Raw genomic sequence first — 26,203 nt, forward strand, 5'->3', positions numbered from 1 at the left:
TTTATAAATATACAAAATAGGGCAATGGGTGTAAAATTGCATTACTTAGGTCTTCCCGGAGCATACGACTTGAATAGATGTACACCAGAAACGAGTGCCGCCCTTGGAAGGGCGGCTTCAACGTTTCTACTTGTATGCCTATATGTGAATAAATGCGCATGGACCTCTGGCCTGAGAGGCAATGCCGCACTACACCACTGGATGATCCTGTTCCCGGAAGCAGAAGCGAAGCAACAGCAAAATGATGAAGCGAAAAGAGACGGAGGAATTAAGATTCATGGAGAGAAAAAACTGGAAGAACCTTATGAAAATAGTAATGTTGACTGCTGCGGTTGGTCTGGTAGCGGCTGGCTGCGGAAATTCGAATAATGCAGGCAATGCCAATAATGCAAGCTCCGGAAATGCTGCGGAAGCTCCAGCTGAGCCGGTTACCATATCGCTTGGACTGCTGCCTTCGATTGATGCCATTCCGTTTATTATTGCACATGAGCAAGGCTTCGATAAACAGCATAAGGTTAACCTCGATATCCAGACCTTCAAGAGCGCCAAGGACCGCGATGTAGCTTTTCAAGCCGGCAAAGTGGATGGCCTCAGCGCAGATCTCGTAGCAATTTCGATCTATAATGAAGCTGGACTGGATGTCAAAATCACCAGCACTACAACGGGTGAATTTGATCTGCTGACCGGAAATGATGAAGTCAAAGAGGTTAAGGATCTGAAGGGCAAGACGGTCATACTGTCCAAGAATACCTCGACCCAATATACCGTGGCGATGATGCTGAAGCAGGCCGGCTTGACCGAAGACGATATTACGGTAACCGAAGTGCCACAGATTCCAACCCGTCTGGAGCTGCTGAAAAGTAATAAGGCTGATGCAGCCGTCCTTCCGGAGCCGTTCGTGACGATGGGCAAAACTGCAGGCCTGCGCGTTCTCAGCTCGACCCATAGTGCAGGGATTAACCCGTTCGTGCTGGCTTTCCCGCAGAGTGCGATTGATGCCAAGGGACAAGCAATCCGTGATATGTATGCCGCTTATGATGAAGCTGTAGATTATATGAAAACGCATGACCAGTCGGAATATATCGATCTGATTATCAAGGAAGTGGGTTATCCGGACACCCTGAAGAATGAGATTCAAGTGCCGGAATACCTGCCTGCTTACCAGGTGGATGTGAAGGAAGTGGAGGCTGCCTTCGCCTGGGCGCGTGAAAAAGGATTGCTCACCAAAAATATATCGGCTGAAGAAGTGATCTCCGATGTCCAGTTTAAAGAATAACGGACTGCGGATTCATAACCTGCATGTAGCTTACACCAATGGGCAGCTCGCGCTCGGGGATATGAATCTAACCCTGCCGGAGCATGGGATATATACAGTAATAGGTCCTTCGGGCAGCGGCAAATCCACGCTGCTGCGGGCGATTGCCGGCCTGCTGCCGGGGTATGAGGGGGAGCTGCTCTTCAACGGCAGATCCGTCCATGACAAGGACACGCTGATCGGGCTGGTGCCGCAGAATTATGGGCTGCTCCCCTGGAAGACAGTCCGTAACAACATCCGGATTGCCATGAAAATTGCCCGCCCCGGCGGCGTGAGCCAAAATAAGCAGGAGCAGGACGGGCAAATCATGCATTGGCTTGAGTCCATGGGTATAGCCGGACTGGCCGGCCGGTTTCCGCTCTCGCTGAGCGGCGGGCAGCAGCAGCGGGTGGCTATTGCCCGCGCGTTCGCCATTCTGCCGACCCTTCTGCTGCTCGATGAGCCGTTCTCAGCGCTAGATGCCATCACGCGGGAAGGGCTGCAGCAGATTTTTATCGACAACTGGCAGGCTCATCCGGCAACCACGCTGTTCGTCACCCATGACATAGAAGAAGCGATTCTCCTGGGACAGAAGATTATCGTGATGCTGCCCGGGCAACAGGAGCCGGAGATTCTCGATAACTCTGCTGTGTTTGCAATGAAGCATGTGGACAAGCGGGAGAGCGATGAGTATTTCGAGCAGAGTAAGAGAATCAGAAGGGTAATGATGGAGAAATGGTGAAAAAACGGCATCTCCCTCACCTGCTGCGGCTGCTGTTCGTTTTTGCGGGCATGAATGTAATCTGGTATATAGCCTATCTGCTGATGAATCATTCCATTCTGCCAAGTCCGGGTGCAGTCTATGAAGCTATGTTTCATCTCGGGGCGCGTGATGTGGCGCTGAACGTCGGCTACAGCCTGCTCCGGATCTTCGAGGGTGTGCTGCTGGCACTGCTGCTCGGACTGATGGTAGGCCTGCTGATGGGCCGCTCTCCGCTCTGGAACAGGCTGCTGGATCCGGTGGTGTATCTGACCTATCCGATTCCCAAGATTGCGCTATTGCCTGTAGTGATGCTGTTCTTCGGCCTCGGGGAGATCTCCAAAGTGCTGATGATCATGCTGATCCTGCTGTTCCAGATAATCATATCCGTACGTGATGGTGTGAAGGCAATCCCTGAGAGTACATATGATGTTCTGACGAGCATCGGCGCCAGCTCCATGCAGAAGTTCTGGAATGTGACGCTCCCCGGTGCACTGTCGGTCATTCTCAGCACCATTCGTATCTCTCTTGGAACGGCAATATCGGTGCTGTTCTTCACCGAAATTTACGGTACGGAGCATGGCATGGGCTTCTTCATTATGGATGCCTGGCTGCGGCTGGATTATCCGGAGATGTATGCGGGAATTATGCTGTTCAGTCTGGTAGGCTTTGTCCTTTTCCTGCTGGTGGATCTGCTGGATTACCGGTTTATGAAGTGGCGGAGGTAGTCTGTACACGGGTATTGTCCGCATAAGGACGGTGCCCGTTTCTTTTGAAATATAAGAATTTATATGTTTCACACGATAACTTATCCTTCTATTTCTCGCTGAAACAACACCGTCCCTTAAAAGGACGGCAAAGCCGTTTCTACTTGTTTGAGAATGCTGTAATTTCCTGTCGCAAATATAACATGGTAAATATATCTAAATATAATTATAATTAGAATATCCATGTTGCTTATTTGAGGAGGATGAAATGTTTTGAACAGTAAACGTAATCAATTTATTCAGCAAACCGCCCGGACAGCCCTGATTACTTCGGTAACGCTTGCATTACTGCTGCCTGGCGGGCTGGCTGCTGCGGATTCCAGCTACACTTCGGTGACGCCGCCTCTCTCTACAGCAGCTGCCGGACAGGCCGCCAATTCCGCAGCCCCGGACCCGGCCAAGGCCAAAATCACACAGGAGCAGTCCATTGCCAAGCTAAGAGAGTGGTTTCCCGTTCTGAAGGAAGCGACGGTATCCAATGTACGGCTTGGCACGGATTCTTACCCTCCTTCCGGGAACCAGATGGTGTGGAATGTCCAGTGGCAGTATCAGCTGGGCAGCTCAGGTTACGGGTTCTCCAGTTTGGTTGATGCGATGACAGGTGATCTGGTGAATACGTATATTTCTTATCCTATGTTGAGGGAGAATGCTTTTTACCCTCCGGAATTCTCCCGGGAGGAGGCGCTGGCGAAAGCCCGCAGCTTTATTGCCATGGCCGCACCATCCCTGGCAGCGACGGACCTTGTACTGGATGATAACGACCCGACTTATATGGGCAGAGACGCGCTCTTTGGTATATTTGAATATAGGTTTCATTTCAGAATCATGAGAAACGGGCTTCCCTCAGCAGCGGATATGCTGAACATCGCCGTAGATGGAAACGGGAATATCGTTCAATTCAGCAAACCGGCTACAGACTTAGTGTATCCGTCAGCGAAGCCGGCGGTCTCCCTGGAATCAGCAACCAAGCAATTTGCCGGGAACTTTAAGATTGGGCTCTATTATATTCCTCTATATAAAGACGGCGCGGCAGTGCGCTGGATTCTGGGCTGGCGCCCTGAGAGTGAGTCCCTGTTCCTTGTAGATGCCCAGACTGGCAAAAGCATAGATAACGAAGGCGAGGCAATTACGGCAGCTGTTACTTATGAGGCGGTTCCAGAGCGGAAGAATGCTTTCCAGCCGTCAAGCGCCGCCGGGCTAACCGCAGCTGCAGCGGCGAAGCTGGTACAGCAGGTCGCCGCGATTCCTGCAGAACGCAAGCTGTCAGGCCAGAACTCTGGCGTGAATTCCCAGAATGATAAGCAAAAGCTCTGGAGATTATCCTGGGAAGCAAGCCGCACGGCTGCTAATATGGCAATGCCGGAGCGTACGTACGCTGAAGTAGACTCCAGCACCGGAGAAATCATTCAATTCCAGCTGGATCAGTATGGAGGCCAGGCATTGAAGGAACAGCCTGCACCTGCAGGCGGAACCAAACTGACGCAGGCACAAGCCAAGGAGAGGGCGATAGAGCTTATCAACCGTCTGTATCCTAAGGCTAGCGGAAGTCTTAAGCTGGTTGAGCATGGAGGGAAGTGGAGTATCCTTGAAGATGGGAAGGGGTACCGTTACCAGTTCTTGCGCTATTATCAGGGTATTCCGGTTAGTGACAGTAATATAGTCATGACTATGGATGTTTACGGCAGACTGCAAAGCTACACGAATACAGGCAACACCGGTTATGAAGCGCTCAAAGATAAGCCTGTTCCGGCAGTTTCCGGGGCGGAAGCACTTCAGAGCTATCTCGCTAGATACGATCTTAAACTGCAGTACAGCAGTATAGGCGGATATAACATAAATAATAAGTATGTTGAACCGGTAGTTAAGCTGGTATATGCTCCGACTCCGGCAGATTCTCAGGATACCTATAAGGTACTGGATGCGCAAACTAAGGAATGGGTCACGACCTACGAGAGCCCGTTGCAGTCACGGAGTGGAGCGGAGGCAGTTGATCTTAAGGGGCATGCAGCAGAGCAGGCGTTGACCGAGCTGCTGAAATACGGCGTGCTGAGCACAGATGCGGACAAGAAGGTGAATCCGGACCAGGAGATAACGGCCGGAGACTGGTTTACCCTGATTGCCAGATCCTCAACACCGTATTATGCAGGATATTCGAATGGTTCTGAACCTAAAGCCGTGGCTGGAGTGAGTCCGGACAGTCCTTATTATGAAGCTGTCAGCTATGCGGCAGAGCGTGAATGGATCAGCAGAGAGGCTGCGCTGCAGCCTGAGAGTAAGTTAAGCCGCGAACAGCTTGCTGTTCTGCTTGCCTCCTTCCTGAAGTACGATAAGCTTTCAGCTTTTCTGGGTAATGATTCTGTCATAACCAGCTTCAGTGACAATGCGGCCATTCAGGATAAAGGGGCAGTGGCGCTGGCTGTGAAGCTGGGATTGCTGCAGGGAGAGAGCGGAAAGTTCAATCCACAGCAGATTGTAACCAAGGCGCAGGCAGCTAATGTAATCATGAAGCTTGTAGAGCTGCAGGGCAGAACCGATCAAGTGATCGGCCAATAGAGAATGAAGCACAGCAAAGCCCGTTTCCGCCACTATGGCAGAAACGGGCTTTTTGACGTCTCATATGGAGTGAAGAAGCTTATTTGCCGAGCTGTTTGTCGACTTCCTTGACGGGATTCTCGCCGACATTGTCTTCGGTCTTGATGCTGCTCATGAACCAGCCTGTAGCCGCAATAATAATCAGAACCACGTAGAAGGTCAGTTTCCACCAGGTGCTATGCGCGAAGTCTTCAGACAATACACCCAGCGAAGGATGTGCAAGAGTGATGACGGCAAGCTTAATCCCTACCCAGCCGACAATGAAGAAGGCGGCAATTTCGAGACCTGGACGTGTGTGGAGCAATTTGACGAAGAAAGAAGCGGCAAACCGCATAATGACCAGGCCGATGAATCCGCCCGCAAAGATTACCAGGAACTGTCCGCCGTCAAGTCCGCCAATGTGGCCGATTCCGCTTGGCGGAAGAGCAACGGCGAGGGCAACAGCTGCGAGGATGGAGTCTACTGCAAAGGCAATATCTGCAATCTCAACCTTAAATACGGTGAACCAGAAGCTGGATTTCTTCTTGTTGACAGCCCCGGAAGTGCCGCTTTCAGCTGCTTCATCCGTGACTGGTTTCTTGAACAGCAATTTTCGGAAGATGTGATTCCCCGCGATAAATAATAGATAAATTGCGCCGATGGCTTGTACCTGCCAGATGTCGACCAGATAAGAGATGACGAAAAGTGATCCAAACCGGAACACAAACGCTCCTGCCAATCCGTAAAAGAGCGCCTTCTTACGTTCCTCATCAGGAAGATGTTTAACCATGATTGCCAATACAAGTGCGTTGTCTGCGGCAAGCAGCCCTTCCAGTGCGACCAGAACGAGCAATACCCATCCGTATTCTAATAATAATCCCCAATCCATTGCTGTTTCCTCCTCATGTGGCTCTGGGTACTTTTCATAAAAATACCCTTATTACCATTATTGTAACCAAAACTATATAAAAAAGACCTTTACCAAACAGATTAGCCTTTGGAATAAAGGTAACCTGATTGGTAAAGGTCTCGCTAACAAAATGAATTGCCGATAAAACCGGAGAATATCCTCATATTCTCGTATTGACGATTTTATCTAACAGCTACTCCCCTTTACGGGATATATGAAATTTTAGGATTTACGTATCTAACTAAAAGTATCATATATGAGTTGAGAGGCGTTGTCAATGTTTATGAGAATAAATATCATCAGGAAATGATTGTTTTGAAAACGGAACCATGGAATGTATGAGTTATATTACTTAACATCTGATATGGCGAAACTGCAAACTTAAGGAAATAAAGGGCGAATTAAGCTTTAACCTAATTGACGATACCCTGTTATGAAAATATGATGAGACTAATTAAAGCAGCCAAGCGAGGTTGATGTTATTAAACATAACACAACTAAGCGAATATCCAATTGACTGTCGCTGATGGAATGTCAGGGAAGCTTAGCTCACAAAACTTAAGCAGATGCTTCCGAAGCGAGTTTTACTGCGAAGTGGTTTCGAAGGAGTAGTAATGCTCCGTAAAACAAAGCGGATGCTTCCGAAGCGAGTTTTGTACGCAGATTGTACAGGAAGCTAAGCTCACAAAACTTTTAGGAGGTGGGAAATGATGCAGCCGTCATGTATATCAAGTGAAGCGGAGGAGGAGATTAGCCGCCACCCTTGCTACAGCGAGGAGGCCCACCGGTTTTATGCCCGGATGCACATCCCGGTTGCTCCCGCCTGTAACATCCAGTGCAATTACTGCAACCGCAAGTTCGACTGTGTGAATGAGAGCAGGCCGGGCGTGGTCAGTGAAGTGCTTACTCCGGAGCAAGCGGAACGCAAGGTGAGAGGCGTTGCCGCTCAGCTGATGCAGCTCTCGGTAGTGGGTGTGGCCGGACCCGGAGATCCTCTGGCGAATCCGGAGCAGACGTTTGATACCTTTGCCCGGGTCAAGAAGTATGTGCCAGACGTTTCCCTTTGCCTCAGCACCAACGGACTTACACTTTATCGGCATGTGGATGAGATCATCGAGCTTGGCATCCGTCATGTCACTATCACCATCAATGCCATCGATCCTGATGTCGGCCAGGCGATTTATCCCTGGGTATTCGATGAAGGTGTCCGGTACGAAGGAAGAGAAGCAGCCGAGCTGCTGATCAGCCGTCAGTTGCAGGGACTTGAAATGCTGGCAAAGCTGGGGATTCTGGTTAAAGTGAATTCCATTATGATTCCGGGGGTCAACGATCATCATCTGCCCGCAGTGTCCAAACGAGTAAAAGAACTCGGGGCCACGCTGCATAATGTAACACCGCTGATTATCGCACCGGGCAGCCAGTACGAAGCGGATGGGCGCAAGGCGCCCCGTCCGAAGGAATTGCTTAATCTGCAGGAGCTTCTTGGCCGTGACGGCATGAAGGTCATGCGCCATTGCCGGCAATGCCGGGCTGATGCCATCGGGCTGCTGGGCCAGGACCGTAATCAGGATTTCCCGCTTGAAGCGATGGAAGCTGAACCGGTCATTAATGAAGAAGCCAGGGCAATGTTCCAGAGTGAACTGGATACCAAAATCCGCGAGCGCGTCAAAGCCAAACAGGCGAGACGTATAGTGGAGGGCGGACCGAAGACACGGGTTGCGGTTGCTACAAGAGGCGGCGATAAGGTCAACCAGCATTTCGGGCATGCCACAGAGTTCCTTGTTTATGATACCGACGGAGTTGATGTACAACTGCTCGGTGTCCGCAAGATACAAGCTTATTGTCATGGCAAAGCAGACTGCAACGGCGATAAAGCCGCCACGCTGCAAGAAATCATATCTATTTTAAGTGATTGCCGTATTCTTCTCTGCTCCGGTATCGGCGATGCCCCGAGGGCCAGCCTGAACAAAATCGGAGTCCTGCCACTAGTCCGCAAAGGCGGAATTCAGGAAGCCATTCTCGAAAGCGTCAAGTACAGCTCTTATTTTGAAAATATAAACATTTCGAAGGGATGATGAACAATGAGACAAATAGCTTTCTACGGTAAAGGCGGTATCGGTAAATCGACAACTTCACAAAACACCCTGGCTCAGCTGGCTACAAAATTCGGACAAAGAATAATGATCGTAGGTTGTGACCCTAAGGCAGACTCTACCCGTCTTATCCTGAACACGAAAGCCCAGAACTCGGTGCTTGAACTGGCAGCTGAACTGGGTTCGGTAGAGGATCTGGAGCTTGAAGATGTACTGCAGACAGGGTTCGGCGACATTATCAATGTAGAATGCGGCGGACCAGAACCAGGTGTAGGCTGCGCGGGACGCGGGATCATCACCGCCATCAACTTCCTGGAACAGGAAGGCGCCTATCAGGATCTGGACTTCGTATCCTATGACGTCCTTGGTGACGTTGTATGCGGCGGTTTCGCAATGCCAATCCGTGAAGGCAAGGCCCAAGAGATCTACATCGTCTGTTCCGGTGAGATGATGGCGATGTATGCGGCGAACAATATCGCCCGCGGTATCCTGAAATATGCCACCAGCGGCGGTGTAAGACTGGGCGGCCTGATCTGCAACAGCCGTAACACAGACCGTGAAGATGAGCTGATCATGGAATTGGCCCGCCGCCTGAACACACAGATGATTCACTTTGTACCACGCGATAATATCGTTCAGCATGCCGAGCTGCGCAGAATGACTGTTGCCCAATATAACCCTACCCATCAGCAGGCGAAAGAATATGAAACACTGGCTGAGAAAATCCTCAATAACAAAATGCTGACCATCCCTACTCCGATTTCCATGGAAGAGCTGGAAGAGCTGCTGATGGAATTCGGGATCATTGAAGATGAAGAAGCTGCGATCAAGAAACTGCAGGCTTCCGGTCAATAAGGCTCTATGCCGTAATCTATAGAGTGAACCGGTGAACGGGAGTGGAGAGACGGCCTTCACCGGTTCATCTCCAGTGGCATTAGCCACGCAGGCGGCCTGGGCGTCCTGCATCAAGAATAAGGAGGGTCAATACATGGGACTGAATATCGAAGACAATAAAAAACTGATAGAAGAAGTTCTTGAAGCCTACCCGAAAAAAGCGAAGAAAGACCGCGAGAAGCATTTTCAGGTGGCTACAGATAATGCCATAGATTGCGGAACTTGTGCAGTGAAGTCTAACATCAAATCCCGTCCGGGTGTGATGACGCCGCGCGGATGCGCTTATGCAGGGTCCAAAGGGGTGGTATGGGGCCCGATCAAGGATATGGTCCATATTAGTCACGGCCCTGTAGGCTGCGGACAATACAGCTGGGGTTCGCGCCGTAACTTTGCCAACGGTACGCTGGGGATCGACAACTTTACGGCTATGCAGATCACCAGTGATTTTCAGGAAACGGATATTGTCTTCGGCGGAGATAAGAAGCTGGCCGTAATCATGCGTGAAATTACCGAAATGTTCCCGCTTGCCAAAGGGATCTCGGTTCAATCCGAGTGTCCGGTCGGTCTGATCGGTGATGATATTGAAGCGGTATCCAAGAAGATGTCCAAAGAGCTGGATATGCCGATTGTTCCGGTACGCTGCGAAGGGTTCCGGGGGGTCAGCCAATCGCTGGGTCACCATATCGCAAACGATGCGATCCGCGATTTCGTCATGGGCCGTGCGGAACTGGCGGAGACCGGTCCGTACGATGTCAACATTATCGGCGACTATAATATTGGCGGTGACGCCTGGGCCTCCCGTATTCTGCTGGAAGAAATGGGCCTGCGCGTAATTGCCCAGTGGTCCGGCGACGGTTCCCTCAATGAGCTGGAAGTGGCTCACAAGGCGAAGCTGAACCTGATTCACTGTCATCGTTCGATGAACTACATGGTGGATCATATGGAGAAGGCATACGGCATTCCATGGCTCGAATACAATTTCTTCGGACCCACCAAGACTTATGAGAGCCTGCGGGCGATTGCAGCCCTCTTCGACACTACGATTCAGGAGAACTGCGAGAAGATGATCGCCAAATATAAGCCGGTAATGGATGCCATTATTCGTAAATACAGACCCCGCCTGGAGAACAAAACCGTCATGCTGATGATCGGCGGCCTGCGTTCACGCCATACGATCGGAGCCTATGAAGATCTGGGAATGGATATCGTGGCTTCCGGTTACGAATTCGCCCATAAGGATGACTATGAGAAGATGCTTCCGATGCTGGAAGAAGGAACAATCATTATGGATGACCCAACAGCCTACGAGCTGGAAGAGCTCACCCGGAAAATGAACATTGATCTGGTAGGTTCCGGTGTGAAAGAGAAGTATGTGTATCACAAAATGGGAGTTCCGTTCCGTCAGATGCACTCATGGGATTACAGCGGCCCGTATCATGGCTTCGACGGCTTTAAGGTATTTGCCAAGGACATGGATATGACGGTGAACAGTCCGGTGTGGGATCTGGTGACCCGAAAAGAGAAAATGGAGCCAGAGGAGGCGAGCATATGAGCAAGGATGAACTGAACATTAAAGATAATACCAGCTTGTTTAAGGAAGAACGCTATGTTCAGCAGCGGGAGAACAAGAAGCAGTTCGAAGCGCCTTGCAGCGAGCAGGAGACTGCCGAAGCGCTCGCATACTCCAAATCTGCTGAATATATGGAAAAGAATTTTAACCGCCAGAATGTTGTCATTAATCCGCATAAAGCCTGTCAGCCGCTCGGCTCAGTGATGGCCGCACTCGGATTTGAGAAAACATTGCCGTTTGTTCACGGCTCGCAGGGCTGCAATGCCTACTTCCGCAGCCATCTCAGCCGTCACTTTAAAGAGCCTACACCTTCTGTTTCCACTTCAATGACTGAGGATGCTGCCGTATTCGGCGGGATGAACAACCTGATTGATGGTCTGGAGAACAGTGTCGCGCTCTACAAACCGGAGATGGTTGCGATCTGTACCACCTGCATGGCTGAGGTTATCGGGGATGACCTGAACTCTTTTATCGGCAACGCCCGGATTAAAGGGGTTATCAGTGAAGAATATCCAGTAGCTTACTGCAATACACCGAGCTTCGTCGGTTCGCATATTACAGGCTATGATGCCATGATCAAAGGCATTCTGAGCTACCTCTACACCCGTTCAGGAATCGAGAGTAAGCCGGGAAGCGGTGCAGAAAGCGGGGAGAAGCTGAATGTAATGCTTGGTTTCGAGCCTTACACCGGTAACTTCGCGGAACTGCGCAAGATTCTTGCTGCGTTTGATACCAAGTACACGATCCTGGGGGATCACAGCGGGAACTATGACTCACCGGCCACGGGAGAATACGAATATTATTATGGCGGCACGAAGCTTGAGGATGTTCCGCAGGCAGCCAATGCGCTGGGGACTCTGTCCCTGCAAAAGTATACGCTGAAGAAGACTCAGGAATATATCAGCGGAACCTGGAACCAGCAAATCTCCGCATTATCGACGCCGCTTGGCATTAAAGGTACCGATAAATTGCTTGAAGCAATCAGTGAACTGACGGGTCTGCCCATTCCCGCCTCACTTACCGAAGAACGCGGCCGCGTAGTAGACGCGCTCATGGACAGTCATCCTTACCTCCACGGCAAGCGTGTTGCGCTTGTAGGTGATCCGGATCTGCTGATCGGCCTGATCGGGTTCTGTCTGGAAACCGGGATGGAGCCGGTGCATATCGTCTGCTCGAACGGTGATGTTGATTACAATGAAGTGAAGTTCAAGGATGAAGCCGAGGCGCTTCTGGCGGCAAGTCCGTACGGTTCCGAAGCAACTGTGCATGTGGGTAAAGACCTGTGGCATATGCGCTCGCTGCTGCTGAATGATACGGTTGATCTGGCAATTGGCAGCTCGCATCTGAAATTCGCCGCCAAGGATGCCGATGTGCCGCTGATCCGGGTCGGATTCCCGATCTTTGACCGTCATCATATGCATCGTTATCCGATTATCGGGTACCAGGGAACGTTGAATCTGCTTAGCTTAATTGTGAACACGATTCTCCAGCAGCTCGATGATAATAATTCCGGATTTAATTTCGAACTGGTGCGCTAAACGCATATTTATCAGCTATCTAAGGTAATTTGATCACGCGAAGTGATGAGAATTACTGAAACTTTCTGAAATGAAATTTATTATATAAATACAACCATTTGAATAAATGTAAAAAATACCTCGCCTGGTCTCTCAAGTCCCCGGAATATTCGGCAACGGTTATTGTAACCGGCATCCGGGGACGGCGGAGGGCCGGGATTCTTGCCATCAGGTGCAAATGCCGCCTCAGGAGCAGCGCAAGATTTGCGTGAAATACAGCATCTTAAGCGAAGGAGATGAAGAGCCGATGGACCCTGTTCGAAAAAACGAATTTGATTCCGAGGCTTGCGGGAGCATAGCCCCAAAAGCAAAGCCCTGTCCACGGCCCAAACCGGGTGAAGCAGCTGGAGGCTGCTCCTTCGACGGAGCCCAAATTACGCTTCTGCCGATTATGGACGCTGCACATCTTGTCCATGGACCGATTGCCTGTGCCGGAAATAGCTGGGAGAGCAGAGGAACGCTGTCAAGCGGCCCCTCCCTGTCCCAATACGGCTTCGCTACGGATCTTACGGATTCCGATATTATTTTTGGCGGCGAGAAGAAACTGAAGGACAGTATCGACTATATTGCCGAGCGCTTTGCGCCTCCGGCAATATTTGTATATTCAACCTGTGTGACAGCGCTGATTGGCGAGGATATGGATGCTGTCTGCCGGGCGGCGGCTGAGCGGATCGGGATCCCTGTGATCCCCGTGAACAGTCCCGGCTTCGTCGGCAGCAAGAATCTCGGCAACCGTCTGGCCGGAGATGCCCTGCTGCAGTACGTTATCGGTACAGGAGAACCGGAGCCGATGTCGCCTCTGGGTGTGAATCTGATCGGTGAGTATAATATCGCCGGTGAGATGTGGGATATCGAGAAGCTGATGAACAGCGCCGGGATCACGGTAACCTCGCGGATAACGGGCGACGCCCGTTACAAGGAGATTACCTATGCGCACCGCGCCAAAGTGAATATGGTGGTCTGCAGCCGGGCGCTGCTGGGCCTTGCCAAGGAAATGGAATCCAGATACAGCATTCCTTATTTCGAAGGTTCGTTCTATGGTGCTAAGGAAACGACCTACTCGCTGCGGCAAATGGCATTTCTGATGAATGACCGTGAGATGGAGCGGCGGGTGGACCGGCTCACCGAACGGGAAGAAGCCAGGTTAAGCCAGGATCTGCGGCCGTACCGCAAGCTGCTGAAAGGGAAACGGGCAGTGCTCTATACCGGCGGCGTCAAAAGCTGGTCGGTGATCTCGGCGCTGAAGGAGCTTGGCGTCCAGGTAGTCGGGGTAGGTACGAACAAAAGCACTGAGGATGATGTGCGGCGGATTGCCGACCGGGTGGGCGATGATACGGAATACATTCCCGAAGGCGGAGCAAGCCGGATTATTAAGACCGTAAGGGAACGTAAGGCGGATATTATGATTGCCGGCGGACGAAATATGTACGTGGCGATGAAAGAGCAGATTCCTTTTATAGATATTAACCAGGAGCGGCACAAGGCTTATGCGGGGTATGAGGGACTGCTGAGGCTGGCCAAAGAACTGACTTATTCCCTGGCCAATCCAATCTGGAAGCTGGCCGCAAGCCCGGCCCCATGGGATAAGGAGGCTCCGCCGTATGACCGTTAACCGGAGAAAAAAGCCGGCATCGGTCAACCCGATGAAGATCGGGCAGTCGCTGGGTGCCGTGCTGGCACTGCAGGGCTGTTACCGGGCCATGCCGCTGATTCACGGCTCCCAGGGCTGCTCCGCTTTTCCGAAGGCGCTGCTGACCCGGCATTTCCGGGAACCGATTGCCGTACAGACCTCGGCGCTCCAGGAGATGGATGTCATCTTCGATGCCAACCGCAATCTGGAAGAGGCGCTGAATCTGGTGCTCAGTAAGCATCGTCCCGATATCATCGGCATTATTGGAACCGAATTGACCGATGTGGCCGGAGTGGATTATCAGAACATGCTGAAGACGTATAAAAGAGAGCGGAATATGCGCGGCGGTCTCGCCTTCTCTGTCGTGCTTCCTGATTTTCGCGGATCACTGGAATCGGGCTTCAGCTCTACGGTAGAAGCCATGATTGACGAGATGATCCAGCAGGTCGGACATCGGGGGTCCAGGAGTGTAAACACCCGGCAGATCACCCTGCTGCCGGGATCTTTCTTAACCCCGGCTGATGTAATGGAGCTGAAGGAGATCATCTCCTCCTTCGGGTTCGAAGTGATTGCACTGCCGGATATCTCGACCTCCTTGTCCGGCCATCTGCTGACAGGTTTCTCGCCGCTGACCCGGGGCGGGGTTCCGCTGGATTCCATGCTGCAGAGCCTGCAGTCCGGGCTGACGATTGCCATCGGGGGCAGCATGGAGCGTCCGGCCCGGCGGCTGCACAATGCACTGGGTACGCCGTATAAGGTATTCGAAGGCGCTATGGGGCTCAAAGCCACCGATGAACTGCTGCATTTCCTGCATCAGATCAGCGGGGAGCCGGTGCCGCTGCGGTATTGCTGGCAGAGGGAGAATCTGCTCGATAGTATGCTGGATGCCCATTTTCAGTTCGCCGGCATGTCGGCTCTGACTGCACTGGAACCGGATCATCTGTATTCCGTCTCGGGATGGCTGGAGGAGCTGGGGGTAGAGCAGAAGGCGCTGATAACCTCATACGAAACTCCGCTCGTTGCCGGAATGGAACGCGAGGTATGGGTGGGGGATCTGGATGATGCCGAGATATTGGGCCAGGGAGCGGATTTGTGGATCAGCAATTCCCACGGGCTCGCAGGTGCGCAGCGGATCGAGGCAGCATTTATGCCGGCCGGATTCCCGGTCTGGAATGAGCTGGGTGCTTATATGTCTGTCTCGGTCGGGTACCGGGGCGCTATGGAATGGAGTAATAAAGCAGGGAATTTGTTAATGCAAAGGGAGGCAGGACACCGTGAAAGTAGCGTTCGCCACAGATGATGGAAACCGTGTGAATGCCCATTTCGGACAAAGTCCGATGTTTGCTGTATATAATGTAACGAAATCCGGGGCATCACTGGTTGAGCTGCGTAAGCTAACGGCGGTGCTGAACCAGGATGAAGCAGGCAGAATCGACAGCCGTCTGGATGCGGTAAGCGATTGTACATTGATCTTCATTATGCAGATCGGCGCATCAGCGGCTGCGCGGGTGACGCGCCGCAAGATTATGCCGGTCAAGGTCCCTTTCGGCAGTCCTATAGAGGAACAGCTGAAACGGCTGGTGGAGATGCTTCAGGGCAAGCCGCCTATGTGGCTGGCTAAGGTTCTGCGGGCGGAGGAAACCGGCGAGAGCGAAGGGGGAGAAGCAGATGGAACCCATGGCTAATGAGAATGCTGAGCTGCAGGATACAGGAATTCCGGAGGCTGCGGCAACGAGACTGCGCGGCCGGAAAGCGCGTAAGGAGCTGAATCAGGAGACAGCGGATGCTCTGGTCCGCCGGTTATGCCATCTGCTGGACGCCGGAGATTTCTTCGGGCGTAGCGCCCTGCTTCCGCCGCAGGAGAAGATCGGGAAGCTGTTCCTGGCTTCCGCCGAGGATAAGGATCAATCTGAATTCAATTGTGCGGTGTCGCCGAAGGTACGCCAGCAGGTGCCGCTGCTGTTTCAGGCAATGGCGGGAGTGATGGAAGAAAGAACCGGCCTCATGATCCAGAGCACCGCCGAGATTAACGGCGAGGGCTTCGGAAGGGGACTGCTCTACAGCGGCAGGGTTATTCTGGTGCTCAAAAGCCTGCGGGCCGGCTTTCCCTTCCCGTTCACTTCCACGGAGAAGACGATCCGTTACGGGGTGGAGTGCATAGAAGAGGGGCTGGCTTTTCTTGAGAAATATAATGAAATGACTTCAGAGCACGGCCTGCTCAGCCTGGAGGGCTGAAGCAGAATCAATTCACAGTCACAGGGGGATTCAGGGATGGAGCAGCTTGCCGGAGGTTTGGAGCTGGAACGGTATGCCCGGCAGCTGAAGCTGCTCGGGGAAGACGGGCAGAAGGCGCTGAAGGATGCGACGGTCATGGTGGCCGGAATCGGCGGCCTTGGAGGAACAGCTGCGCTCTATCTGGCAGCGGCAGGCGTGGGTAAGCTTATTTTGGCCCATGAGGGAATCATTCTTGCACCGGATCTTAACCGGCAAATTCTGATGGACAGCGATCATCTGGGGCAGGAGCGGATGAGTACGGCAATCGCTCAGCTGAAGCGGCTGAATCCGCATGTGGAGCTTGAAGGCTATAATTCCAAAATTGAATATCACGCGGCCAGACCTTGGGTGGAGGATGCCGATATTGTAATTGATGCCCGGTATGATTTCCCTGAACGGTATGCGCTGAACCGTCTGTGTGTGGATACGAATACACCTATGGTAGAAGCTGCAATGTATGGCTTTGAAATATCACTGACTACTGTGATTCCAGGATTAACGCCTTGCCTCGAATGCCTGTATCCGGATGTGCAGCCGCAGTGGGAGCCGTTTGGGTTTCCTGTTCTGGGTGCGACTTCCGGGATTGCGGGTTGTCTGGCAGCGCTGGAAGCCGTAAAATGGATTACAGGGGTAGGGACAACTTATGCGGGCGTAATGCATCGCTTCAGCTCACTCGACTTCGCCTGTTACAGCGTCCATATTACCCGTAATCCGAATTGCGCTTGCTGCGGAGAAGGAGGTACACCGTGAAAAGTCTCAAGCTATGTGACACGACACTGAGGGATGGTGAACAGGCGGCTGGAGTTTCATTCACGAGGGCGGAAAAGCTGGAAATCGCAAAGTTGCTGTCGGAGTGCGGAGTAGAGCAAGCAGAGGTTGGGATTCCTGCCATGGGCAAACGGGAGCAGGAGGATATTGCGGCCATCGCTGAATTGGGTCTGCCCATGAAGCTGATGACGTGGAACCGCTCGGTCCCCGGTGACATTGACAAGGCAAGGGCTACCGGAGTGGGCTGGAGCCATATCTCCATTCCGGTCTCGGAGATTCAGCTGCAGGGCAAGCTGGGGCTGTCGCAACGGGAAGGTCTGAACAAGCTGCTTCGTACAGTAGAATATGGGCTGCGGCAGGGAATGACGGTGTCGGTAGGCATGGAGGATTCCTCCAGGGCGAATATGGATTATCTGGTCGAAGTAGTGAATACCTTGTACCGGGAAGGCATCCGCAGGTTCCGTTATGCGGATACCGTCTCCGCACATCATCCGGGGCAGATGGCAGACCGGGTGAGCCGGCTGCTGGGTGCAGTGCCTGGTGATGTGGAGCTGGAGGTGCACTGCCATAATGATTTCGGGCTGGCCTGTGCCAACACGCTCAGCGGCATAGCTGCAGGGGCGTTATGGGCCAGCACGACAGTGGCAGGCATCGGCGAACGGACCGGCAATGCGGCCATGGAGGAAGTTGCCATGGCCTGGCGCTATTTGTACGGCGGGGAATGTGCGGTCCGGCTGGATTTGCTCAAAGGCTTGGCTGACAAGGTGATTGCCGCTTCCGGCCGCAGTGTCGGTGACGCGAAGCCGATTGTGGGGCAGCTTGCCTTCACCCATGAATCGGGAATTCATGTGGACGGGCTGATGAAGGAGAAGTCCACGTATCAGTCCTTCGATCCTGCGGAGGTGGGCCGGGCCCACCGCTTCGTGCTCGGCAAGCATTCCGGCAGCGGCGGTGTCACGCATGTGCTGGAGCAGCGGGGACTTGAGGTCAGCGCGGACACGGCCGGGCGGCTGCTGGAGAAGGTCCGTGAATACGCGGAAGCCCGCAAAGGCACTGTGCCGGAATATATGCTGGTGCAGTGGCTGATGGAAGAGCAGCAGCGGGCTCAGAATGCTGTCTAAGAGAGCATTACGGGGCTGCAGATGCTGATAAGGCTGATGATTATAGAAGCGGCGGCGGTTTTCCTTGCGGAAGGCTGGCGCCGCTTTTTTGAAAATATAAGAATTTATATGTTTCACACGATAACTTATCCTTCTATTTCTCGCTGAAACGGTACCGTCCTTAAAAGGACAGCAAAGCCGTTTCTGCTTGTGTGAATTTTTACAGTGCAAATGGAATTTTCTGAAAAGAAGCTTGCATCGTTTGCAGGAAGCATCTACAATCTGAGCAGGATGTTACTTCGGAAGAAAGCAAGGAGAATGGGCAGCTATGACTTTGAAGAAAACGATTTTTTTTGATATTGACGGCACGATCTATGATGATGACAAGAACATCCCCGCCTCCACCAGAGAAGCGATAGCCGAACTGAAAAGACACGGCCATAATGTGGCGATTGCTACCGGCAGAGCGGACTATATGTTCGAGGAGCTGCGCGAGGAGCTGGGAATTAACTCGTATGTTTCGCTCAACGGGCAATATGTAGTCTATGAAGGAAAGCTGGTATACAGCAATCCGATTGACAAGTCTACTCTGAAGGATATTACCTTGTTCGCAGAGAAGCTGGATCATCCGGTAGCTTACACAGATACTGTAGGGATGAAAGTGAACGTAGCGGATCATGAGTATATCAAGACGAGCATCGGTTCGCTGAAGCTGGTGTTTCCGACGCATGATGCCGAATACTTCCTGAAGAATGAGACTTACCAGGCGATGATATTCTGTCCGCAGGAGAGTCAGGTTACATATACCGAGCGGTATCCGGAGCTGAATTTCATCCGCTGGCATCCGCTGTGTATGGATGTGCTGCCGGGCAATGGCTCTAAGGCTAACGGGATCGCGGAAATGCTGAAGGTAATCGGCGTGGAGAAGGAAGATGTGTATGCTTTTGGCGATGGTCTGAATGATGTGGAGATGCTGGGTTTTGTCGGTTATGGCATTGCCATGGGCAACGGGGAGGCTGAGGCAAAGGCTGCTGCCGCTTACGTAACGAAGCATGTCAGCGAGGACGGGATTTACGAAGGCTTGAAGATGGTTGGACTGCTGTAAGGCAGGGATGATGATGTAAGCGGAAGCCGGGCGTTACCTGGCCTGAGAGCGGTACCTGAGGAGTATTCTAATGCAGACAGTGCAGTAGGATGCTCTTTTTTGTGTGCGCCCGACTTCCAAAGGGCAGGTTGTCCGCCATTAGTATATGTTTTTGGTGGACGGGGTGTGATAAGGCGGGTGAACAATTTTGGCCCTCCCGGGTTGAAATCAGGTTGTCCGGCCGGTACAAACAACCCGTTTTTCCTAAAATAAATATTTGCCTACGGGATGAATGTCCATGCCCTATCTGGGTAAACGGAGTAGGATACATAAAGTCTATTGGAGGTGCTAATTATGGGTCGTCCGGAACTTAAGAGAAAAAAACGTATTTGCAAAGACGATGTATTGGAGTGCCCGCTGCCAAAAATTAAACGTCCGAAAAGAAAACTGCATAACAACAAATGCAGCTGCAAGAAGATTATTGTTAAAAAGCAGATCGTACGCGTTAATATTCCATTAGGGGCACTGGGAGCAGCCGGGGCAGCAGGTGCCCTGGGTGCTGCCGGAGCTGTAGAAGCGCTGGGAGCGGCTGGCGCTGCAGGTGCGGCAGGTGCGCTTGGCGCAGCAGGTGCAGGCGGAGCGCTCGGTGCACCGGGCGCCGCCGGAACACTCGGCGCAGTCGGCGCGGCCGGAGCGCTGGGCGCTGTAGGCGCAGCGGGTGCCTTGGGTGCCCGTGGAGCAACCGGCACATTGGGCGCCGTAGGAGCCGCCGGGCTGCTGGGAGCGGCCGGAGCCGCTGGAGCGCTAGGCGCAGTTGGAGCCACAGGCGCACTCGGGACTGCGGGAGTCGCTGGCGCCTTGGGTGCCGCCGGAGCGGCCGGTGCAGCGGGAGCGCTGGGCGGGATCGGTCCGGCGGGAATTGCCGGACTGGTCGGTCCAGCAGGGCCGGCAGGACCTGCGGGACCTGTAGGACCGGCAGGACCTGCGGGACCTGTAGGACCGGCAGGCGCAGCCGGAGCAGTGGGACCAGCGGGACCAGCAGGCGCAGCCGGAGCAGTAGGACCAGCGGGAGCAGCAGGCGCAGCTGGAGCCACAGGTGCCACAGGGGCAGCTGGTCCAACAGGAGCGACGGGCGCCGTCGGTCCGGCTGGTGCAACAGGTGCAACCGGAGCCACGGGGGCGGCTGGCGGAATCGCAGAGTTCGGTTATGTATATAACCTCGGCGCGCAGGTTGTGCCGATTGAGGCGGATGTGTCGTTTGATACGAATGGTTTTCTTACGCCGGGGATTACGCATGCTCCGGGGACAACAACCATTTCGGTAACCAATGCGGGGATATACGAGGTTAATTTCTCGGTATCCGGCGTGGAGCCAAGCCAGTTTGCTTTATTCGTGAACGGCGCAGAGGTTCCAGGGACGGTATACGGTTCGGGTGCAGGCACTCAGCAAAATACCGGGCAGGCCATTTTTGCCCTATCCTCAGGAGATGTGCTGACGCTGAGAAATCACAGCTCGGCTGCTGCAGTCACACTGCAGACACTGGCCGGCGGAACACAAGCGAATGTCAATGCGTCGATTGTAATTAAGCAGCTGGCCTAGCAGTAACAGGAAGCAGAGTGAATTGAAGGGTTACAGAACAGGTTTGGAGGGAGGCGGGGTACCGGTTCTAGGGTATCCTGTCTTTTTGTTGTGCAGGGAATTACAAAATATAGGGTATCGCCGCAAGCTATAACCCTAAGGCTCCGTTAGTTAGAGAGGTTCCGTAAAGGCATGATGCAGGAATAGTGCAATAGAGCAATTTTCAGCTGCAATTGAACGGGCGTCAACCGCAGGTATATTCCATGGACGAAGTGGAGCTGTCGCTATATTTCTTCGCTTCAGCAGAAGAGCGGGCTGAAGACAGCCATACGGGGAATGAATGCGGCGGAGTAGGCACATGCTTTTTGATTAAATTGTTATCCTCTTCCTTCGGTCTGGTTAAGATATATTAATATGTCTTACAGAGGCAGGAACCAATAGAAGCGGAGGGAAGCTAAATTGAACCCCAAATGGTGGAAAGAGAGCGTGGCCTACCAGATTTATCCGATCAGCTTCATGGACGCTAGTGGTGACGGGAAGGGCGATCTGCGCGGAGTGTTATCGAAGCTCGATTATTTGCAGGACCTCGGCGTAGATGTGATCTGGATCTGCCCGATTTATAAATCACCGAACCATGACAACGGCTATGATATCAGCGACTATTGCGACATTATGAAGGAATTCGGCACGATGGATGATTTTGACCTGCTGCTGCGCGAGATGCATACCCGCGGGATGAAGCTGATGATGGACCTGGTGCTGAATCATACCTCGCATGAGCATCCGTGGTTCGTCGAATCCAGAAGCTCGAAGGATAATCCAAAACGGGACTATTATATATGGAGAAAAGGGAAAAACGGCGGTCCGCCGAATAACTGGGAATCCTATTTCAGCGGTTCGGTGTGGGAGCTCGATCCCCGTACGGATGAATATTATCTGCATTTGTACTCCCGTTTTCAGCCCGATCTCAACTGGGAGAATCCCGCAGTGATCGACAAGCTGCATGAGATGGTGGAGTGGTGGCTGAAGAAGGGGGTTGACGGCTTCAGGTTTGATGCGATTGCCCATATTGTGAAGGCCGAGGGTTATCCGGATGCCCTGAATCCCGGCGGCACGCCGACCGTGCGCGCGTATGATATGTTCTCGAACCTGGAGCATGTGCATACGCTGCTGCAGAATCTGCATGATCAGGTGCTCTATTACTACGACATTATGACGGTGGGAGAAACCTCGGGCCTCGGGCCGGAGCAGGCGCTGGATTATGTCGGCGACGGACGCCGTGAGCTGAACATGACCTTCCAGTTTGAGCATATGAATCTGGATGCCGCCTCACCGGGCAGCGGGAAATGGGATGTCGTGCCGTGGAAGCTGAGCGAGCTGAAGAAGATCATCAGCAACTGGCAGACCGTTCTGCATAACCGGGGCTGGAACGCCAACTATCTGTGCAACCATGATCAGCCGCGATCAGTGTCGCGGTTCGGCAATGATCTGTTCTACCGCATCCCGTCAGCCAAAATGCTGGCGACCTTCATCCACATGCTGGAAGGCACCCCCTACATTTATCAGGGTGAAGAAATTGGGATGACTAATGTTGCCTTCGAGTCGATTGATGATTACCGGGATGTAGAGACGTTGAACTTCTACGAGGAAAAGCGGACCGCCGGCGTTCCCGAAGCCGACATTATGGCCGCTATTCATACGAAAAGCCGTGACAATGCCCGCACACCGATGCAATGGGATGATAGTGAGGATGGCGGATTTACGACGGGGGTGCCCTGGATCAGGGTGAACTCGAACTCCCGGGAGATTAATGTGGCTAATGCAGTCAAGGACCCGGACTCCATCTACAATTACTATAAGAAGCTGATTCATCTTAGAAAACAACATCGGGTGATCGTCTACGGCGAATATGGTCTGCTGCTGGAGGAGCATCCGGAGATCTATGCCTATACCCGGACGCTTGCGGACCAGCGTCTGCTGGTCATTCTGAATTTCTATGAACGCGAGCCGGTATTTGAGCTTCCGGAGGAATTTCAGGCGGCGGAGAAGGAGGAGCTGCTGATCTCTAATTATCCTGCAGCCAAAGAGGATGATCTGCGCAATCTGAAGCTGCGTCCGTTTGAAGCGCGTGTATATCTGCAGCGCTTAAGCGGCAAACCGTAGGCTGGACTGGATTCGGCAGTCGGCAGGCTGAAGAACACAAACAGCAGTCCGGGAGCGCTCTCCAGGGACTGCTGTTTTTTTTAACGAAAATAAATAATTATTCAATCTATGTTCCGGCTGAATTGTGATCCTGACGCTTTGTTTCCACAGTAAAAGACGGTACAATAAGCGTTATTAAAGAGAGGCATAAGACTGTACTGGGAAAAAGGCTGTGGAGGGAGTAATAGAGAGATGAGTGAGTGGTACGAAACTAGCTTTGGCGAGGACTATTTAATCGTTTATAGACACAGGGACTTCGGCGGTGCACGCCATGAGGTGGAGACGATGATCGGCTGGCTGGACTTGCCCAGAGATGCCAGGGTGCTTGATCTCTGCTGCGGTATGGGCCGCCATTCACTGGCTTTGTCGGAGGCCGGTTATGAGGTGACCGGGGTTGATCTATCCGAGGCGCTGCTGCGTGAAGCACGTTCGCAGGCGGGTGCGGAAGCCGTAACCTGGCTGCGGTCTGATATGCGTGAGCTTTCCCTGGGGGGCGGATTCGATGCAGTGGTCAATTTGTTTACTTCCTTCGGATATTTCGAAGAAGACGAGGAGCAGATCAAGGTGCTGAAGGAAATCTGCCGGATGCTGAAGCCGGAGGGCAAATTTATTATTGATTTTCTGAATCCGGCTTATGTCATCCGCCATCTGGTACCCCACTCTGTCCGTGAGGATGGGGATACTCTGATCGATGAATCACGCCGGATTGAGGAGGGTTACGTGAAGAAGGATATCCTTCTGATCTCGAAGGCCGGGGGGCCGCCCCGGAAATATCATGAACGGGTGAAGCTCTATTCGGTAGACAATTTCCGCGAGATGATTGCTGCTGCCGGGCTGCGGCTTGAAGCTGTGCATGGCAGCTACGATGAAGAAAAATATGATGCTGAGTCCTCAACACGGATGATCTTCACAGGAGCTAGACCTTAGATGGCGGCGGGAAGAAGAGCCGGAGGAGGAGAGAGGATTTTGCACAAGGCGGATATTCAATCTTGGGATGGCGGAGTTCTGCAGGTATCTGTACCGATGGGGCTGCCGCTCCGTCAGGTGAACAGCTACATTCTGCCTGACCGGGATGGCAGGGTTACGGTGATTGACCCGGGCCCTCACACCCCGGATGCAGAGCTTGCCTGGCAGGGTGTGCTGGAGGAATTGAATTTGTCCTGGTCCAAGGTGAGGGATATCGTCGTTACCCACCATCATCCCGACCATTATGGTCTTGCCGGCTGGATGCAGTCGCGCAGCGGGGCGCGGGTCTGGATGTCGGAGCGGGCTCATGCTGAAGCCGGCCTGGCCTGGGGCAGCGGGGCGATTCTGGATGAGGCTTTGCCGCTGTTTTTCCTGCGGCACGGCATGCCGGAGGTCTGGATTCAGGGCGTCCGGGAGCATCTGGAGAGCTTCCGGCCGGAGGTGACCCCGCAGCCGGAGGTCACCTATATCAATGAGGCGGAGCCGTTTGTGATGGGCAGCCGCAAATGGCAGGTACTAATGACCGGCGGGCATGCGCCGGGTCATGTGTCGCTCTACCACGGCGGCAGCGGGCAACTCTTCTGCGGCGATGCAGTGCTGCCGCAGATTTCGCCCAATGTCGGGCTGCAGCCGGGCAGCGATCCGCAGCCGCTGCGGACGTATCTGCAGGGGCTGCGGGAGCTGCGCAGCCTTGAGGTGGAGCTGGCGTTCCCGGGCCACCGGGAACCGTTCAGCGGGTTCACGGCGCGGGCGGACAGCCTGCTCCGGCATCATGAGGAGCGGCTGGATACAACAGCCGCATTGCTTGCCGGCGGACCGCTGAGCGGATTCGCCGTCTGTGAGGGGCTGTTCCGCAGCCGGATCGCGACCGCGCATCAGATGCGGTTCGCGATGAGCGAGGCGCTGGCCCATCTGGCCGAGCTGGTGCGCCGGGAGCGGGCGGCCGAGACGGAGGACGGCCCCGGCGGGAGTATATTGTTCACGGCGGCGGTGTCCGGATAAGCTGCAATAGGATGCTTGTTGCAGACATAAGTCCATCTGTGTACGTTGCCGACTCTCTTGAAGCGGTTCTTACAACAGTCGCGGGAACCTTACCCTTTCCTGTTACCACTACTTCTACCACTACAATTACTATTACTATTACGACTACTTCCAATACCAAAGAACGACCAGAATACAGCATACTTAAGAGAAACGGGCACCATCCGCCAAGGAGGGTACCCGTTTTTAGGTGTTAGTTAGAAAAGTACCAAGTTACTCTGAGTGGTGGGAACAAGAAGTACCTCTGAATCCACCGGAAGCGGGTGATAGGAGAAAGTGAAAGGTATAAATCCCTCTAAATCCGCCGGAAGTGGACATCTGGGCCTAATGTATGCGAAAAATCGAATACATTAGGCTACCGCGAAGGTATCCAGGCCCAATGTATCCCGTTGTGCTGAACCGCTGTGCGCCAATAGCGCAGTATGGTGGTAGGGCATAGCACGGTGTCACATGCACACTTGTTGATTTATTGACATCTGTTAAATATAATAAGTGCAACTAAGCAACTGGACGACAGATGAAAAGGAGAAGCATATGGACAGACGTATAGGCAAAACGCGGGAAGCTATTTTTGAGGCTTTTATCAGCCTGATGGCCGAGAAGAACTTTGAGCAGATTACGGTAAATGAGATCGCAGCGCGTGCCAATGTAAGCAGAGGTACAATCTATCTCCATTACGTAGACAAGTACGATCTGCTGGATCAGTGTATCGAGACACAAATGGAGCAGCTGTGCGAGAGCTGCCTGGCCGGCGGGGAGAACGCCCATATCGCCTCCGGAGGCGCGCTGCTGCGCACAGCCGAATATCTGGAACGGCACGCAAGGGTCTTCACTACACTGCTTAACAATAAAGGCGTTCCGGCCTTCAGGACCCGTCTGCATGCGATTCTGCTGCAGGGTCTGAGTGAGCAGATCGACATGAGCGGACTGAACCGAGGGATGAACAAAGAGATGCTGATCCAATTCCTGGCATCGGCTGTAGTAGGTGTTATGGAGTGGTGGATCACTCATTCGATGCCATACCCGGCCAAAGAAATGATCGAAGACATTCTGGCTCTGATGGAGCGCAATCAAATGGCACCACGGCCGCTGGATACTGTGCAATAGATCTGTAGAAGCTGGTA

At 53.0% G+C, this 26,203-nt stretch carries 22 protein-coding genes; 21 read left to right on the plus strand and 1 reads right to left on the minus strand.

The features are described 5' to 3' along the window. The first annotated feature begins 304 nt into the window (after positions 1–304). The 4 genes from MKX70_RS12005 to MKX70_RS12020 all read left to right on the plus strand — a co-directional run bounded on the left by MKX70_RS12005 (position 305) and on the right by MKX70_RS12020 (position 5,374). The gene (locus MKX70_RS12005; RefSeq protein WP_231637720.1) at positions 305–1,276 is read left to right on the plus strand and encodes an ABC transporter substrate-binding protein; all 972 of its coding nucleotides are present in this window, start codon (positions 305–307) and stop codon (positions 1,274–1,276) included. Next, on the plus strand, positions 1,257–2,036 hold the full coding sequence (locus MKX70_RS12010) for an ABC transporter ATP-binding protein (RefSeq protein ID WP_340840067.1): 780 nt from the start codon (positions 1,257–1,259) through the stop codon (positions 2,034–2,036). The genes MKX70_RS12005 and MKX70_RS12010 overlap by 20 nt, the downstream gene beginning before the upstream one ends. Continuing rightward, on the plus strand, positions 2,030–2,782 hold the full coding sequence (locus tag MKX70_RS12015; RefSeq protein ID WP_042239117.1) for an ABC transporter permease: 753 nt from the start codon (positions 2,030–2,032) through the stop codon (positions 2,780–2,782). Before MKX70_RS12010 ends, MKX70_RS12015 begins: the two co-directional genes overlap by 7 nt. A gap of 252 nt (positions 2,783–3,034) precedes the next feature. Then, positions 3,035–5,374: an S-layer homology domain-containing protein gene (locus MKX70_RS12020; protein ID WP_340840068.1), complete on the plus strand. Its 2,340-nt coding sequence runs from the start codon at positions 3,035–3,037 to the stop codon at positions 5,372–5,374. Between the two features lie 79 nt (positions 5,375–5,453). Here MKX70_RS12020 and MKX70_RS12025 read toward each other — a convergent pair whose 3' ends face one another. Beyond that, complete coding sequence (locus tag MKX70_RS12025) at positions 5,454–6,281, minus strand: TerC family protein (RefSeq protein ID WP_042239109.1); 828 nt, start codon at positions 6,279–6,281, stop codon at positions 5,454–5,456. A 728-nt stretch (positions 6,282–7,009) separates the two neighbouring features. Here MKX70_RS12025 and nifB point away from each other — a divergent pair. The 17 genes from nifB to MKX70_RS12110 all read left to right on the plus strand — a co-directional run bounded on the left by nifB (position 7,010) and on the right by MKX70_RS12110 (position 26,186). Beyond that, positions 7,010–8,377, plus strand: a complete 1,368-nt coding sequence (gene nifB / locus MKX70_RS12030; protein ID WP_042239104.1) for a nitrogenase cofactor biosynthesis protein NifB — start codon at positions 7,010–7,012, stop codon at positions 8,375–8,377. 6 nt (positions 8,378–8,383) lie between these two features. Then, entirely contained in the window at positions 8,384–9,250 is an 867-nt protein-coding gene (nifH, locus tag MKX70_RS12035; protein WP_039297719.1) for a nitrogenase iron protein, read from the plus strand. A gap of 133 nt (positions 9,251–9,383) precedes the next feature. Beyond that, entirely contained in the window at positions 9,384–10,841 is a 1,458-nt protein-coding gene (gene nifD / locus MKX70_RS12040) for a nitrogenase molybdenum-iron protein alpha chain (protein ID WP_340840069.1), read from the plus strand. Further along, positions 10,838–12,397: a nitrogenase molybdenum-iron protein subunit beta gene (gene nifK, locus MKX70_RS12045; protein WP_340782965.1), complete on the plus strand. Its 1,560-nt coding sequence runs from the start codon at positions 10,838–10,840 to the stop codon at positions 12,395–12,397. Before nifD ends, nifK begins: the two co-directional genes overlap by 4 nt. A 247-nt stretch (positions 12,398–12,644) precedes the next feature. After that, complete coding sequence (nifE, locus tag MKX70_RS12050; RefSeq protein WP_231637719.1) at positions 12,645–14,048, plus strand: nitrogenase iron-molybdenum cofactor biosynthesis protein NifE; 1,404 nt, start codon at positions 12,645–12,647, stop codon at positions 14,046–14,048. Next, the gene (gene nifN, locus MKX70_RS12055) at positions 14,038–15,366 is read left to right on the plus strand and encodes a nitrogenase iron-molybdenum cofactor biosynthesis protein NifN (RefSeq protein WP_340840071.1); all 1,329 of its coding nucleotides are present in this window, start codon (positions 14,038–14,040) and stop codon (positions 15,364–15,366) included. The genes nifE and nifN overlap by 11 nt, the downstream gene beginning before the upstream one ends. Beyond that, complete coding sequence (gene nifX / locus MKX70_RS12060; protein ID WP_042239092.1) at positions 15,341–15,751, plus strand: nitrogen fixation protein NifX; 411 nt, start codon at positions 15,341–15,343, stop codon at positions 15,749–15,751. The genes nifN and nifX overlap by 26 nt, the downstream gene beginning before the upstream one ends. Then, complete coding sequence (locus MKX70_RS12065; RefSeq protein ID WP_340782974.1) at positions 15,735–16,301, plus strand: DUF269 domain-containing protein; 567 nt, start codon at positions 15,735–15,737, stop codon at positions 16,299–16,301. Before nifX ends, MKX70_RS12065 begins: the two co-directional genes overlap by 17 nt. A gap of 36 nt (positions 16,302–16,337) precedes the next feature. Beyond that, positions 16,338–17,090, plus strand: a complete 753-nt coding sequence (locus MKX70_RS12070) for a HesA/MoeB/ThiF family protein (protein ID WP_042239088.1) — start codon at positions 16,338–16,340, stop codon at positions 17,088–17,090. Beyond that, positions 17,087–18,229: a homocitrate synthase/isopropylmalate synthase family protein gene (locus MKX70_RS12075; RefSeq protein ID WP_042239085.1), complete on the plus strand. Its 1,143-nt coding sequence runs from the start codon at positions 17,087–17,089 to the stop codon at positions 18,227–18,229. The genes MKX70_RS12070 and MKX70_RS12075 overlap by 4 nt, the downstream gene beginning before the upstream one ends. 307 nt (positions 18,230–18,536) lie before the next feature. Beyond that, positions 18,537–19,313 carry a Cof-type HAD-IIB family hydrolase gene (locus MKX70_RS12080; protein ID WP_042239082.1) on the plus strand — a complete coding sequence of 259 codons (777 nt, stop codon included), beginning with the start codon at positions 18,537–18,539 and terminating at the stop codon, positions 19,311–19,313. 333 nt (positions 19,314–19,646) lie between these two features. After that, on the plus strand, positions 19,647–20,891 hold the full coding sequence (locus tag MKX70_RS12085) for a BclA C-terminal domain-containing protein (protein ID WP_340840072.1): 1,245 nt from the start codon (positions 19,647–19,649) through the stop codon (positions 20,889–20,891). 242 nt (positions 20,892–21,133) lie between these two features. Continuing rightward, entirely contained in the window at positions 21,134–21,283 is a 150-nt protein-coding gene (locus MKX70_RS12090; RefSeq protein ID WP_340782985.1) for a hypothetical protein, read from the plus strand. 46 nt (positions 21,284–21,329) lie between these two features. Further along, positions 21,330–23,033 carry a glycoside hydrolase family 13 protein gene (locus tag MKX70_RS12095; protein WP_340840073.1) on the plus strand — a complete coding sequence of 568 codons (1,704 nt, stop codon included), beginning with the start codon at positions 21,330–21,332 and terminating at the stop codon, positions 23,031–23,033. 231 nt (positions 23,034–23,264) lie between these two features. Next, a complete protein-coding gene (locus MKX70_RS12100) occupies positions 23,265–23,999 on the plus strand; it encodes a class I SAM-dependent methyltransferase (protein WP_340840074.1) in 735 nt (244 codons plus the stop codon). Between the two features lie 39 nt (positions 24,000–24,038). Further along, positions 24,039–25,040, plus strand: coding sequence for an MBL fold metallo-hydrolase (locus tag MKX70_RS12105; protein WP_340840075.1), 1,002 nt, complete (start codon positions 24,039–24,041; stop codon positions 25,038–25,040). 573 nt (positions 25,041–25,613) lie between these two features. After that, positions 25,614–26,186 (plus strand): TetR/AcrR family transcriptional regulator, encoded by a 573-nt coding sequence (locus MKX70_RS12110; RefSeq protein ID WP_042239072.1) that lies wholly within the window; start codon positions 25,614–25,616, stop codon positions 26,184–26,186. Positions 26,187–26,203: the final 17 nt, after the last annotated feature.

It is taken from the genome of Paenibacillus sp. FSL R7-0312 (assembly GCF_038004445.1).
In the GTDB taxonomy this organism is placed as follows: domain Bacteria; phylum Bacillota; class Bacilli; order Paenibacillales; family Paenibacillaceae; genus Paenibacillus_AQ.